Origin of the sequence: Thauera carbonicopians, from assembly GCF_025699485.1 — a bacterium.
Classification (GTDB): Bacteria; Pseudomonadota; Gammaproteobacteria; order Burkholderiales; family Rhodocyclaceae; genus Thauera.
The window spans coordinates 16,933-30,283 of sequence record NZ_JANUXN010000030.1 but is presented as its reverse complement, the minus strand read 5'-3'; the positions used below and the strand labels follow the sequence as shown (position 1 = coordinate 30,283).

The window sequence follows — 13,351 nt, the reverse complement described above, 5'->3', positions numbered from 1 at the left end:
TCCAGTCTGCGTAGGCGACAGTGTCTCAAACAGCTCTGCCATCAGGAAGGCAGGCTGGTGAAATAATCAGTGTTTCCCGAGAGCTTCGAGGAAATGGTGCCGGCCGACGTGCTGGGCAAGCTCCCCAACCTCCAGTACTTCGCCTCGGTGTCGGGCGGGCGGATCATCAAGGGCCGGTTTCCGATCATCGATCCCGATGCGGACGTCCGCAACATGCCCCGGGCGGCCGCATGATCCGCGCCGTCGCCGTGGTGTCGCTGGTGGGCCTGCTCGTGCTGGTGCTGTACCTGCCCTCGGCGCACCCGCCGGAGCGCTTCCTCGCGCAACTGCGCGCCGAGCATGCGCGGGCAGTGGCGTACTGGGGCGAAGAACCCGCCCTGCGCATGCTGAACCGCGCCATGCGGATGCAGGACGCGACCGCCGACGCCACGCCGATCCCGGCCGCGCACGGCGCCCCTTCGCCAGCGGGCGTCGATAGTGCGGTGTCCCGGGAGATGTCCGCGGTCAACCAGCGGCTCTTCAACAACCCCTATTTCCGCTCGATCGACGCCCTGCTCCTGCTCGCCAGCTACCGGCTGGCCACCCTGCTCGAATGGCTGCCCTGGCTCGCCGCCTTCGTCCTCGCGGCGCTGGCCGACGGCGGATGCACCCGGCTCGTCAAGGCCAGGGAATTCCGGCAGCACGACCCCGAGATGTTCGCGCTGTACGCGAGCGCGGGAATCGTGATCGTGTGCGCCACGGTCGTCGGTTTGGTGCTGCCGGTGACACTGCCGCCGCTGTGGCTGCCGTGCGTGCCGCTGATCGTCGGCGTGCTGGCGGGACAGGCGCTTGCGTGTTTCCATCGGCGCGGATGAGGGACCGCCCGGCGACGCGAACTTGATGGCAGTTGTCTAGTGCATCAGTTGCCAACGCAGTTTGGCCCGAATCTGCTGTTGATGCCACCCCAGAATGACAAGAAAGAGCCATGATTCATGACCCCAGGCCTAGAAAGCTTCAAAGAATTGTTTTTTGAATTCGGGTTGAGTAGGGGTAAAATCAGCACATAACTCTATTCATAAAAATGAAAAATGAAAATAAATAGCTTCTATCTTCTCGATCGAAATTCTGTCAATCTCATCAAGGAATCCATTAATGGAAAGATTCAGAAGGACAAAACAAAACTCAAATTCATAAAGAGACTAAGAAGCATCGACCGAAAAGGGAATTTCATTTCTCCGCTTTTTTCGATTATTGAAGGTGAAAAGGGGAGAAAGGATAGCTTCGAAGAGAAAATTTCTTGCTTAAATCACGAGGCTGATGTAATTCGCCAATTCTACAAGCATGCTCGTGTTGACTCGGACTTCTTGAGTGCAAATGCGCAGCAAGCGGGGCAAATCTTCACAGAAAACCTAGAACTAGGCTGGCCTGTGCGCACCAAATATTTTGAGGTGGCCTGCCCCATGCTGAAGGCTGGGGTACCAAAGCTTCAGCGAAGTTCTGTTCAGGATAGATTACTCAAGGCAGCGAAAGATCTCGACTTGCCTATCAGAGATCCACTGGTCGTCATCTGTCTAGCTTGCCTGCATGGAGGGAAAGAGGCCAGGGGGATGCTGAAGCCCGCCAGTCCGCGTTCCTATAATGCACTAAGCGACTTGTACGTCATCATCCGCATAGGTTTTTTGAAAGCATTGATGAGTAAGCATGGACCAACCATACGGATTCATTTCCTCTCGATGGATACTGCCTTGGCTGGGATACTATCCATGATTTCGTACCCTGATAGCAGCATTACAGAAAGGGGCGATCTGAACCTTAGCTTGAAGTATGAAGTAGAGTTGTTCAAGGATTTATCCAAAGATGAAGCTATTGACCTACTGGAAAGCTTGCTGGCTACGACAGGCCAAGAGGGAGAGGTTTGAGACTGCACTCTGACCATATTCACCCTCATTAATTAAGAAGGCTTCTTCAGCTAAGAAAGAAGATACGCGGATTCGTTGGGTTGCAGTTCGGCCCAGCTCGCCCTGCGGTGGATATTCATCGCCGCGCCCCGAAGGAAGGAACTGGGCACACTCCCCCTCTGCGCTGTCGCTCCTCCTCGATGGCCTCCAAGCGCTCCTTGGCCAGTTCCGGATGGTCCATCCACGCATCCCTCGGATGCGGATTCCACACCTGGTACAGCCAGGGAAATGCGATCACGAACACAATCGCGCATAGCCCCAGGATGGCAACATCGCCCATTCTTCCGCCGTACCCACCCAGTCCTTCGGCAATTTCGCCCGCCATCGAATGCTCGCGCAGCCCCCAATCCATCAGCATCAGCCCCGTGACCGAGAAAGACAAACGAGCAAGGGCCGTCATCTCGTTCTCCACCTCCCGCCCCCTGGCTTCAGCCTTCTCCACCTGCGCCATCCAGAATGTGTCCTTGTCCTTGAGCGCACGCAGTTTGGCATCGTTCACCCGTACCCGCCCCCAAGCATATCGCCGCTCGGCCACCTCGCACTCCGGTTCGACAGCACAGCGCAATGCGCTGCCAAGTCGGCTATCGGCCAATGAAGACAACACCCTCTGCACAGCGTAGTACGACACCGACGCCAACACTGCCATCCATAGCACATAGGCCACGGCGGCGAGACCAAGCCTAGCGACCATACCGGCATCGAGCGCCGGCCAATCCATGGTCAGGATGCTTCGGTGGGCGATCCCTGCCAAAGCAACATCGAGCGCAACCGCCACCGACAGCAAGGCCAACGCGAATCTGAATTCGATCACCTTGTCCAGCAGCCGAAAGCCGCTCTCCACAGTCTCCTTCGCGATACTTCCTGCCTCCATCCTCGTTTTCTCCATGCCGATTGCCCGTGTCCATGCGTACGCCACCGGCACATCGTAGCGCCACCGCTGCGCAATTCTCCGCCCCTTGATGGCGAAATCCCCGCCACAAAAAGCGACATTCCCGGGAGACACCCCGGACAGGGCCGCCTACGCTCCGGTCATGCGCTGAAAGCGCATTACGCCACGACTCGAGGCCCGTGCCATGATCACCGCCACACCAACACCCCGTCAGCACCGCGCGACACCAGCCGTAGAGGAAGCCGACACGCGGGATGTCATCGAGACCCGCCTGTGGATTGACGAACACGACTGGCTCTACGGCCTCCTCAAGCGCCCGGAGAATCTGTCCCCCACTTTCCGCTTGCCCGACCTCATCAGTGCCTGCGTCTCCGCGGCGCTGGCACCGCCGGACGGTGCCCGCAGGCTTTTCAGCTACCTCGGCACCCAACTCGTGCTGCGCGACCCCACCACGGCCCGCCGGCGCGAAGCGATGTGGCGGCCGCAGTACGAGCAGTTGCAGGCTTTGCAGCGCTCGCCGGCGAACCAGCACCCGAACCCGAAGTTTCAGCTTGACCAGTTGACGACCGGCGCGGTCGCCCTGTGCCGCGAAGCGGACCCTTCTGGCAATCTGGTCCTCAAGCACGCTCGGCTCAACATGGCCCGGCGCGCGGCCGTCGGCACCGCGCCGGAAAGCGGTTGAGCACGGCACACACATCCGCTCCTAATTACCCGCCCGAATCACCCCGCCTGCATCGCGCAGGCCGACCCGTACCCCACCCCGGCCGGCTTACCGGCCCCGACCCTTGGTCCTTCCACGCCCGCGGAAGGTGGTACGACGCTCGAGAGGTAAGTCATGCCCCGCCCTCTGCTCCTCGCCCTGTCCATGCTGTGCGGACTGCCCCTTTGGGCCCATGCCTGCTGGGATGAAGCCGCACGGCGCCACAGCGTGCCCGCCGATCTGCTCTACGCGATTGCCAAGGTGGAATCGAACCTCGACCCCAAGGCCGTCAACCGCTCGCACCTTTCGCGGACGGGCTCCTACGACATCGGTCTCATGCAGATCAACAGCCGCCACCTGCCCAGACTGGCCCGGCAGGGCATCACCGAAACACGCCTGTTCGAGCCCTGCACCAACCTCGACGTCGGCGCATGGCTGCTGGCCGACCTCTTCTCGCGCCTCGGCCGCAGTTGGGACAGCGTCGGCGCCTACAACGCCGCCTGCACCCAGCTCAAGGGCGACGACTGCGCCCGGGCCAGGGCGCGCTACGCCTGGAAGGTGTACCGCCAGCTTCCGGGGGTCACCGCCGCTTCGCGGCAGGCCGGCACGCCTCGCCACGCCGCCCCCGGGATCGCCGCTGATATAGCCGTCCCGATGCTCGCCGTACGGGTGGCGCCATGAACATGTCTCTCGCACGGGTGTTGTGCCGGATCTGCCAGGCGGTTGCCACGGCCGCGCTGCTGTCTTCCTGCACCCACCCGCCGATACAGCCGCCGCCGGCCCCGCGCCCCGTGGGCCACCTCGCCCAGCTCGGCCACGGCGCGCGGGCGGACTTCGTCCGGTGCGTGCCGCCGGCATGCCCGACGCCCACCCCCAAGACGCTCGACCGGCTCCCGGGCACCACCGCGGCACGCGCCCCACATCCGGTCGCCCCGGTGCCGATTGCACCCGATCCGGTCGTGCCGGCATCCGTTCCCGATCCGGCAACGGAGACCGTGCTGCCTCCGGTGCATGTCGTCGCACCGGCCATCGCCGAAAGCCGGACCTGGACGGTGCACTTTGCGTTCGGCAGCGCCGAACTCGGCCCCACGGCCCGAACGATCCTGCGCGCGGTCGCTGCGGCGCTGCCCGATGCAGGGCGCATCAGGATCACCGGCCGGACCGACGCCACCGGCCCGGCCGACGTCAATGACGCGCTCGCCGCCGCCCGCGCCCACGCGGTGCGCGAACACCTGGCCCGAGCGCGCCCCGAGCGCCAGGACGCAATGACCGTGGAGGCGGCAGGCAAGTGCTGCTTCGCCGCAAGTAATGACACGGCGGCCGGGCGGGCGCTAAACCGCCGCGTCGACATCGCGGTGGACCGCCCCGCACCACCCGGACCGCAACCCACCTCGGGGCCCTCCCCCGCACCCGCACTCCCCCACCCGCTCATCGACCCGCTCCGACCCGTCTTCCGACGCTCAACTCAACGGAGGTCTTCATGAGCACCGCAACGCTTACGCCGTCCCGCCTGGACGGGCGCCGTCCCTTCGCCATTCTGTCGCTGCTCGCCCTCGGCCTGCTGGGGCTGTGCGCCGCGTTTCCGAGCTTCGCCCTCGACCTGGTGGCCTTCACCGGCATCACGGGGCCCCTCTCATCCGCCCTGACGCAGATCTCGGCCCTTGGGCCGGGGATCAAGGCCCTGGTTGGCTTCGTCGGCTTCGTCGTCGCGCTGATCTCGCTTGCCGCACTGCGTAATTTTGGCCCGGTCTTGTTCTACGTCGGGTTGGCCATTTTCGGGGCGGTCGGGTTGGTGATCGCCGGCGCGATCATGGGCGCGGTCGTCTGAGCCGGCCTCGCGCCCCGGGAGCCCGGCATGCGTACCGACACCTACATCCCGCGCCGCCTCGACGACAACTGGAAGCTGGGCTTCTGGGACATCGATGTCGCCGCGCCGGTGCTGCTGGCCTTCTTCATCGGCTACCTGTCCGGCGCCAAGCTTTCCTTCGCGATCTGCATGGCCGCTGGTATCGCGGTCTCACGCTGGGTCTCAAAGCTCAAGGCCGACAAGCACCCTGCTTTCGCGGTGCATTGGCTGTGGTGGCACCTGCCGGCCACGCCGCTGACCGCGCTGCGCGCGACGCCGCCCTCGCACATCCGCCGGATGGTCGGCTAGCCATGGACTTCGAACGGCTTAACACCGACCGCAAGGCGCTCCTTCGCCGCAACCGCGGCCTGGGCCTGGCGGTCGGCGCCCTGGCGATCGGACAGGTGCTGTCGCTCACGGCGCTGCTCAACGTGCTGGGGTCGGAGCGCACGGTGATCGTGCCGCCGACGATCGACAAGTCGTTCTGGGTCACGCGGGACAAGGCGAGCACCACCTATCTCGAACAGATGGGCAGCTTCATCGCCTGGCTGGTGCTCGACGTGAGCCCCGGCACGATCGACTGGAAGAAAGACATCCTGCTGACCTACGTCGACCCGGCCCAGCACGGCGCGCTGAAAGCCCGCCAGGAAGTCGAGGCGGAACGCCTGAAGCGCATCAACGCGGCCACCGCCTTCGCCCCCGAGCAGCTCGTGCCGAGCGAGGACGGCCAGAACGTCGTCATCCGGGGACGGCTGCGCACGCTGGTCAACGGCTTCGAGACCAGCAACGACTCGAAGGCCTATCTGGTCGAGTTCGGCTACGCAGGATCACGCACGCATCTGAGAACTTTCAAAGAGGTGCCCTATGCGAGCCGCTGAACCTGCACTTGCTTGCCTGCGCACCACGCTGGCGGCCGCGCTTGTCGCGGGCGCCGCCGGCGCCCACGCCCTGCAGGTGCTCGACGCCAGCGACGGGGTCGCCGTCGAGGCGATCCTGTCGATCCACGAGCCCACCCGCATCCGCATCGAAGGCGCGCCAATCACCGACGTGTTCGGCAACATCTACGCCAGCGGCTGCGCCGCGACGCCGGACCTGCCGGCACCGCCGGGCACCACGGGCGCCGGCACGCCCACGACGGCCGCCCCGGTCAATCCCGCCGGCGAGATCGTGCTCGAGTGCGACCGCGACAAAGGCGAGATCTACGTCCGCCCGGTCGGCGACGGCGCGAAGCCGGTCAACCTGTTCGTCTCCTCGGCGCAGGCGACCTACACCCTGCTGCTGCGCCGCGCCGACACCCCGGCCGACACTATCGTCATCCGCGACCGGGCGGCCGCGCAGCGGCGCGTGGAGGCTACGACCCCACGTGCCGCCACCGGCACCGCCGCCAGCCATGTCCGCGCGCTGAAGGCGCTGCTGGTGGCGATGGCCACCGACCGCCTGCCGTCCGACATCCAGGCCAAGGACGTGGGCCAGCCCATCGTGCTGTGGCGCGAGGCGCGCTTCCACCTCGACCGCATCTACCGCGGCCGCGGCCTCGTCGGCGAGCGCTACCTGCTGCAGAACGTGAGCGACGCCCCCATGGTGCTCGCCGAGCCCGAATTCGACCGCGAGGACGACGAAGCGGGCCGCGTGGCCGCCATCGCCATCGAGCACCACAACCTGCACCCGGGCGAACGCACCCAGGTCTTCGTGATCCGCCAGGAGAGCCGGCCATGAGCCTCTCCCGCTCGCCGCATGAACGGCCGGCCGGTGCACTGGGCGGCCTGCTCGAACGGCTCTCGCCGCGCCAGCGCCAGTACCTCCTGCTGGCCGCCATCATGGCGGGCGGCATCGGGCTGTTGTGGCTGATCTTCGCCTTCACCGGCGAACCGGACCGCCCGGCGGGCACGGACACCGCCGCGCGCCCGAGCGGGGTGACCAACATCGGCGTGATGCCGCCGGGCGGACAGGTGAATCCGCTCGACCAGTGGGTCGGCACCGCCGGACGCAAGCTCGCCCAGTACGAGGCCGAGCGCGAGGAGCAGAACCGCCTCAACAGCGAACGGACCGCGTTCGAGCAGCGCACCCTGCAACGTTTCGCCGAACTTGAGCAGAAACTCACCGCCGCCGGCCAGGCCGCCGCCACGCCCGCGCCACCGCTCGCCGCTCCGTCCTCGCCCACCGCGATGCCGCCCGCCGAGAGCCTGCCGCCGGCACCGGCCGGCGCGCCCGCCGCCGCCCTGCCCCCGGGCGTTCCGGACGCACCGGTGGCGCCGCCCCCGCCGCCCGCCATCAGCCGCGTCAGCCTCGCACCCAGTGCCGGCCCGCCGGCCCCCGCCGGCGCTGCCTCGACAACCCCCGGCACCCCGCCCGGCGACGGCACCGGCGAAGCCCGCACCGTCTCCACTTACCTGCCAGTGAGCTTCACCCGCGGCACCCTGCTCGGTGGCCTGGACGCCCCCACCGGCGGGCAGTCCCAATCCAACCCCCATCCCGTGCTGATCCGCCTGTCGGACAACTCGGTGCTGCCCAACAGCATGCACGGCGAGTACCGCGAGTGCTTCGTGATCGCCGCCGGCTATGGCGACATCAGTTCGGAGCGCGCCTACCTGCGCACCGAGAACCTGTCGTGCGTGCGCCCGGACGGCCACACGCTCGAAGTGCGCATCCAGGGCTCGGTCTACGGCGAGGACGGCAAGGTCGGCATGCGCGGGCGGCTCGTCACCAAGCAAGGCCAGATGCTCGCCAACGCCTTGCTCGCCGGTGTCGTCAGCGGCATCGGCCAGGGCCTGGCCACTTCCTCGACCGACTACAGCACCTCGGCCCTTGGCACCGTCGCCAGCGCCTCAGGCGCCGACGCCTACCGCGCCGGCCTGGGCACCGGCGTCGGCAAGGCCCTGGACCGCCTGGCCCAGTACTACATCAAGTTGGCCGAAAACACCTTCCCCGTGATCGAGATCGACGCCGGCCGCGAGATCGACGTGGTGATCACCAAGGGCGTGCGCATCGACACCCCGATGCCCGGCGCCCAGGACGGCCGCGCGGACCTGTCCCCCGCCAACCGCTACCTGGAGGCAGCCGATGACCCCGACTACTGAGCGCGGGCGAACACCCGCACGCCGGTTCGCGGTGCTCGCCACACCGCTCGCCGCGCTTGCCCTATTCGCCTCGGCCGGCCTGCCGGCCGCCGACACCGCCTCCGATGACGCGGCCCGGTTGCGCGCCGCGCTCGAGGCGGCCCACCCCGGCACGCGCTTCACCGAGATCGCGCCCTCGCCCGTGGAAGGGCTCTTCGAGGTGTGGATGGACGGCAACGTGGCGTACGTGCTCACGCACGATCCGCGCTACTTCGTCTTCGGGCATCTCTTCGACACCCTGACGCTGCGCGACCTGACCGCGCCCCGGCTCGCCGCCCGGCAACAGCCGGCCGAGGCCGCCGTCCCCGCCGCGATCGTATTCGACGACCTGCCGCTCGCCGACGCGCTGAAGACAGTCCATGGCAAGGGCGCACGCCGGCTGGCGGTCTTCAGCGACCCGGCCTGCCCCTACTGCCGACGGCTCGAAGCCGAACTAGCCGGCCTCGACGACGTCACGATCCAAACCTTCCTCGTTCCCTTCCAGGGCGAGGCGCTGCCGGTCTCGATCTGGTGCGCCGCGGATCGCGAGACGGCCTGGCGCGAATTCATGCTGCGGGGCGACGAAAGCCTGCTGCACGCCGGCACGCCCTGCGACCACCCGGTCGCCCGCAACCTCGCGCTCGCGCGCGGGCTCGGCATCCAGGGCACGCCCACGCTGGTCTGGCCCGACGGCAGCCGCACCGAGGGTTTCATCGACCGCGCGGCGATCGAAGCCCGGCTGCCCGATGCCGCGGGAGGCCGGCCATGACGGCGGCAAAGCGGCTCATCGTGCCGTCCGCCGCCGCGCTGGCGCTGTCGGGCTGCATGTCGATGTCGGGCGTGGGCGGCGATTCGAAGTACGCCTGCCAGGCCCCGGAAGGCGTCACCTGCGAGTCGGTGTCCGGCACCTATGCCAACGCGGTGGCCAACAATCTGCCCGGCCAGCGCAAGCGCGCCGCCGGTTCCGCACGGCCTGCGGACCGGACCACCGATGGGGCACCGCCGCGCCCGGCCGCCGCACCGCCCCTGGCCGGCCTGCCCGCCACCGGCGGAGAAGCCCCGTCCGCGCTGCGCGCGCAGGCGCGCTACCTGCGCTTGTGGGTGAAGCCGTGGGAAGACCGCGACGGCGACCTGTACGACCAAGCACATGTGTACGTCCAGGTCGATCAGGGACACTGGCTGATCGATCACGTCCAGCAGCGCATCCGCGACGCCCATGCGCCCTTGCGCCCGCCGCCGGCGAGCAGCACGGCACCCGCGAGCGACAACGCGGCCCGCACTGAAACGACGCCGGCCATCGCGCGCCCGGCCCCCCCGCTGCCCGGCCTCGGCACCGGGAACACTCCGGAGGTGCGGCGATGAAGGGACACCACGCCGAATGGCGCCCGCTGCAACTGCCCTTCGGGCTGGGCGCGTCACTCGACAGCCCGGCCGAGCAGTTCGCAAGCTGGCTGCCGCACATGGGCTATCTCGACGCCGAGAAAATCTTTGCAAATCGGGATGGCATGGGCTTCCTGCTGGAGCTGATGCCGCAGTCCGGCGCCGATGACAGGATGGTCGAAGTGCTGGTCTCGCTCTACGCCAACTGCCCCGCCGGCACCGGCGTGCAGTTCCATTTGTTCGCTTCGCCGCACGTTCGGCAGCAACTGCGCCGGTACGCGAACCTGCGGGTCGAGGACGCGGACCAACTCGCCAAAGCCCGCCACTGGGGTCGCCCGGCGCGCAATGAAAACCTGTTCCGGACGCTGGCACGCCAACGTGTCGGACACCTTCTGGCCGGTTCCCAGAGATCGCTGACCCCAGGTTTCCACTACACCATCCGCGACTTCCGCCTGATGCTGAGCGTCGCGTTTCCGGGCGACCCGGAAGACCTCAACAAGCGCGATGAGCTGCTGGCGCTGCGCGACTCGATGGCCTCGACGCTGCGCTCGGCCTCGCTGCCGCCCCGAACCTGCGATGCGGCCGACCTGATCAACTGGTGCGCGATCTTCACGAACCCGGACCGCCTGTCCGGCACCGACGCGCCCGACCTCAACTACGACGATGGGCGCGAACTGCGCGACCAGATCGTCGACTTCGACACGATCCAGGACCCGCACCTGAACGGCCTCACCCTGTGGAAGGAATCGAGCCCTCACATGCTCGAAGCGCGCTTCTATTCGGTGAAGTCCTTCCCGGAGCGCTTTGCCCTCTGGCAGATGGGCAGCCTGATCGGCGACATGATGCAGCCCGCGCTCCAGTACAGCGCGCCCTTCCTGCTCACCCTGGGCGTGCACATCCTGGGCGTGCACATCCTGGACCCGAACGCCACGAAGTCGGTGATCACGGCGAACCACGTCAGAGCGACGCAAAACGCCAAATCGAAAATGGCCGACGTCATGCCCGACGTGAAGAAGAAGCTCGACGACTGGACGGCTGCCGCCAATGCCGTCGACACCGGCGGAAGCCTGGTGAGCCTGTACCACCAGTTGGCCATCTTCTCGCCGCCGGAGAAGGCCGCGGCCGCCCACGAGGCCGCCAACGCGATCTGGCGGGGCCGCGGCTTCACCCTCAATGCCGACGCCTACATGCACCGGCAGGCGCTACTCGCCAGCTTGCCAATGACGCTGACCGAGCGATTCCACCGGGACCTGGCGAAGATGCGCCGCGTCACGCGCAAGACCATGGCCAACGCCATCCACATGGCCCCCTTGATCGCCGAGTGGCGTGGCACACGAACCCCCGCGCTCATCTTCGGTGGCCGGCGCGGCCAGTTGATGACCCTGGATCTGTTCGACAACGACCTGGGCAACTACAACTTCGCCATCATCGGCGCCCCGGGCTCGGGCAAGTCCGTGCTGATGAACGAACTGGCCTGGTCCTACCGCGCCATCGGCGCCAAGGTCTGGATGCTGGACCTGGGCCGGTCGTTCGAGAAGCTCTGCAGGAAGGCGCACGGCACCTACATCGAGTTCCGGCCCGATGTCGACATCTGCCTCAACCCGTTCTCGATCGTGCGCGACATCAACGAGGACATCGACATGCTGGTGCCGGGCATCTCGAAGATGGCCTCGATGCAGCATTCGTTGGAGGAGGTCCAGTACAAGGCGATCTCGGCCGTGGTGCTCAAGCTCTTCCGCGCGTACGGCCAGGACCTGACCATCACCGGCCTGCGCGACGCCTTCAAGACCGGCACGATCGAGGAACTGGGGGTGGTAAACGACCAGCGCATCCGGGACCTGGCGATCATGCTCGCCCCCTATGCGCGGGACGGCCAGTACGCGCGCTTCTTCGAGGGGCGCGCCAACGTCGATTTCTCCAACGACTTCATCGTCATCGAAAACGAGGAGCTGAAGCGCCGCCCCGACCTGCACGCGGTGGTGAACATCCTGCTGCTGCACCAGATCACCGGCGAGATGTACCTGACCCGGAACCGGCGCAAGGTGCTCTTCATCGACGAACTGAAGCAGCAGTTGGGCGACATCGGCGCCGACGATCCGGTGAAGGCCGCGGTGGTCGAGGAAGCGGCACGGCGCGCCCGGAAATATGGCGGTGCGCTCGGCACCGCGACACAAAGTGCCGACGACTACTACGGTAGCGCCCAGATGGAAGCCGCCTTCAACTGCTCCGACTGGGTCTTCCTGCTACGGCAGAAGCCCGAATCCATCGAGATGCTCGACCGCAAGGGCCGACTCGCGATGGACGAGCCGAAGAAGCGGCTGCTGAACTCGCTGCGCACCGAGTCCGGGGCCTTCTCGGAGCTCTACATCTCGTCGCCCGTCGGCGAAGGCGTCGCGCGCAACATCCTCGATCCGGCCACCCACCTGCTGTTCTCGAACAAGCTCGAGGACAACGCGCCGATCGACGAACTGCGCGCCCAGGGGTTGTCGATCGACGAAGCAATCGCCGAACTGCTGCGGCGCCGGGGGCACACGCTATGACGCCCGTGCCGCAGCTCGCCACCCACGGCCTCATCGCTATCCTCGTCACCGCCTGCGCGCTGACCGGCTATGACCGCCTGGTCGCCCAGCCGCGGCAGATCATTGGCGTCGTCGATCTGGCCGAGGTCTATCGCGCCAAGGAAGACGAGTTCACCCGCCGGCTCACCTCGGCACGCACGGAGGAAGAGCGGCAGGCCGCGCTGGACATGGCGCGGGCATTCTCCCGGCAACTGCCCGCCGCGCTCGCCGCCCTGCCGGCCGAATGCGGCTGCCCGGTGATGCTCAAGTCGGCCGTCGCCGGCCCGGCGCCGCGCATGGTGGACCTCACCGCGTTGCTGCGTCAGCGCGTGGAGGCGCCGTGATGCTGGAACTGCCCGCCCCCGCCGCCACCCTGGCCCAGCCCGCCGCGCCGCCTGCCGCCTCGCGCCACCACGCACGGGCCGGGTTCGCCGACTTCCTGCGCCACATGCGCCGGCGCTGGTATCTCTACGTGCCGCTGTTCGCGGTCTGGGCGGTGGCCTACGTGCGCGTGTTCATCGATCCCACGCCGCGCCTGCCGCTGTTGTTCAACTGGACGCCCAGCCTGCCCTACAAGGTTGCGATCCTGCATTCGGGGCAGCACACCTTGCGCCGCGGCGACTTCATCGTCTTCTCCTTCGCCGGCGACGGCGCACGCGACTACCCGGGGCTCGCCGGCCAGCCTTTCTTCAAGATCGTGCGCGGCCTGCCCGGCGACACGGTCACCGTCGTCGGGCGCGAGGTGCGGATCAACGGCGAACCGGTCGGCATCGCCAAGACCCACGCCTTCGACCGCCAGCCGCTCGCGCCGATCGCGCCGACGGTCATCCCGCCCGGGCACTACTACGTGCAGGGCACGAGCCCCGATTCCTTTGATTCGCGCTACCGCGACAGCGGCCTGGTGCGCGCCGAGCAGGTCATCGGCGTGGTCGAGCCGCTTTTTTGA

Annotated in this window: 17 protein-coding genes; 16 read left to right on the top strand and 1 reads right to left on the bottom strand. The window is 67.1% G+C overall.

Features of this window, described 5'->3' with window-relative positions; genetic code table 11:
* The first annotated feature begins 69 nt into the window (after positions 1 to 69).
* From NX068_RS20630 to NX068_RS20620, 3 genes are all read left to right on the top strand, one after another.
* On the top strand, positions 70 to 234 hold the full coding sequence (locus NX068_RS20630; protein WP_263463114.1) for a hypothetical protein: 165 nt from the start codon (positions 70 to 72) through the stop codon (positions 232 to 234).
* Positions 231 to 854, top strand: coding sequence for an IncC plasmid conjugative DNA transfer DtrJ family protein (locus tag NX068_RS20625; protein WP_263463113.1), 624 nt, complete (start codon positions 231 to 233; stop codon positions 852 to 854). The genes NX068_RS20630 and NX068_RS20625 overlap by 4 nt, the downstream gene beginning before the upstream one ends.
* Positions 855 to 1,067: 213 nt before the next feature.
* Positions 1,068 to 1,898: a hypothetical protein gene (locus NX068_RS20620; protein WP_263463112.1), complete on the top strand. Its 831-nt coding sequence runs from the start codon at positions 1,068 to 1,070 to the stop codon at positions 1,896 to 1,898.
* Between the two features lie 115 nt (positions 1,899 to 2,013).
* On the opposite strand, the gene NX068_RS20615 is transcribed toward NX068_RS20620, so the two are convergent.
* Positions 2,014 to 2,823 carry a hypothetical protein gene (locus tag NX068_RS20615; protein ID WP_263463111.1) on the bottom strand — a complete coding sequence of 270 codons (810 nt, stop codon included), beginning with the start codon at positions 2,821 to 2,823 and terminating at the stop codon, positions 2,014 to 2,016.
* A 187-nt stretch (positions 2,824 to 3,010) separates the two neighbouring features.
* On the opposite strand from NX068_RS20615, the gene NX068_RS20610 reads away from it, so the two are divergent.
* From NX068_RS20610 to traF, 13 genes are all read left to right on the top strand, one after another.
* Positions 3,011 to 3,508 carry a hypothetical protein gene (locus NX068_RS20610; protein WP_263463110.1) on the top strand — a complete coding sequence of 166 codons (498 nt, stop codon included), beginning with the start codon at positions 3,011 to 3,013 and terminating at the stop codon, positions 3,506 to 3,508.
* 153 nt (positions 3,509 to 3,661) lie between these two features.
* On the top strand, positions 3,662 to 4,207 hold the full coding sequence (locus tag NX068_RS20605; RefSeq protein WP_263463109.1) for a lytic transglycosylase domain-containing protein: 546 nt from the start codon (positions 3,662 to 3,664) through the stop codon (positions 4,205 to 4,207).
* Positions 4,204 to 5,010: an OmpA family protein gene (locus NX068_RS20600; protein WP_263463108.1), complete on the top strand. Its 807-nt coding sequence runs from the start codon at positions 4,204 to 4,206 to the stop codon at positions 5,008 to 5,010. The genes NX068_RS20605 and NX068_RS20600 overlap by 4 nt, the downstream gene beginning before the upstream one ends.
* Positions 5,007 to 5,354, top strand: coding sequence for a hypothetical protein (locus NX068_RS20595; RefSeq protein ID WP_263463106.1), 348 nt, complete (start codon positions 5,007 to 5,009; stop codon positions 5,352 to 5,354). Before NX068_RS20600 ends, NX068_RS20595 begins: the two co-directional genes overlap by 4 nt.
* A gap of 27 nt (positions 5,355 to 5,381) precedes the next feature.
* The gene (gene traL, locus NX068_RS20590; RefSeq protein WP_263463105.1) at positions 5,382 to 5,681 is read left to right on the top strand and encodes a type IV conjugative transfer system protein TraL; all 300 of its coding nucleotides are present in this window, start codon (positions 5,382 to 5,384) and stop codon (positions 5,679 to 5,681) included.
* A gap of 2 nt (positions 5,682 to 5,683) precedes the next feature.
* The gene (gene traE, locus NX068_RS20585) at positions 5,684 to 6,250 is read left to right on the top strand and encodes a type IV conjugative transfer system protein TraE (RefSeq protein WP_263463104.1); all 567 of its coding nucleotides are present in this window, start codon (positions 5,684 to 5,686) and stop codon (positions 6,248 to 6,250) included.
* A complete protein-coding gene (locus NX068_RS20580) occupies positions 6,237 to 7,088 on the top strand; it encodes a type-F conjugative transfer system secretin TraK (protein ID WP_263463103.1) in 852 nt (283 codons plus the stop codon). The genes traE and NX068_RS20580 overlap by 14 nt, the downstream gene beginning before the upstream one ends.
* The gene (locus NX068_RS20575; RefSeq protein ID WP_263463102.1) at positions 7,085 to 8,449 is read left to right on the top strand and encodes a TraB/VirB10 family protein; all 1,365 of its coding nucleotides are present in this window, start codon (positions 7,085 to 7,087) and stop codon (positions 8,447 to 8,449) included. Before NX068_RS20580 ends, NX068_RS20575 begins: the two co-directional genes overlap by 4 nt.
* A complete protein-coding gene (locus tag NX068_RS20570) occupies positions 8,433 to 9,236 on the top strand; it encodes a DsbC family protein (protein ID WP_263463101.1) in 804 nt (267 codons plus the stop codon). Before NX068_RS20575 ends, NX068_RS20570 begins: the two co-directional genes overlap by 17 nt.
* A complete protein-coding gene (traV, locus tag NX068_RS20565) occupies positions 9,233 to 9,829 on the top strand; it encodes a type IV conjugative transfer system lipoprotein TraV (RefSeq protein WP_263463100.1) in 597 nt (198 codons plus the stop codon). Before NX068_RS20570 ends, traV begins: the two co-directional genes overlap by 4 nt.
* Positions 9,826 to 12,387 (top strand): type IV secretion system protein TraC, encoded by a 2,562-nt coding sequence (gene traC, locus NX068_RS20560; RefSeq protein ID WP_263463099.1) that lies wholly within the window; start codon positions 9,826 to 9,828, stop codon positions 12,385 to 12,387. The genes traV and traC overlap by 4 nt, the downstream gene beginning before the upstream one ends.
* Positions 12,384 to 12,749: a hypothetical protein gene (locus tag NX068_RS20555; RefSeq protein ID WP_263463098.1), complete on the top strand. Its 366-nt coding sequence runs from the start codon at positions 12,384 to 12,386 to the stop codon at positions 12,747 to 12,749. The genes traC and NX068_RS20555 overlap by 4 nt, the downstream gene beginning before the upstream one ends.
* A complete protein-coding gene (gene traF / locus NX068_RS20550; RefSeq protein WP_263463097.1) occupies positions 12,749 to 13,351 on the top strand; it encodes a conjugative transfer signal peptidase TraF in 603 nt (200 codons plus the stop codon). Before NX068_RS20555 ends, traF begins: the two co-directional genes overlap by 1 nt.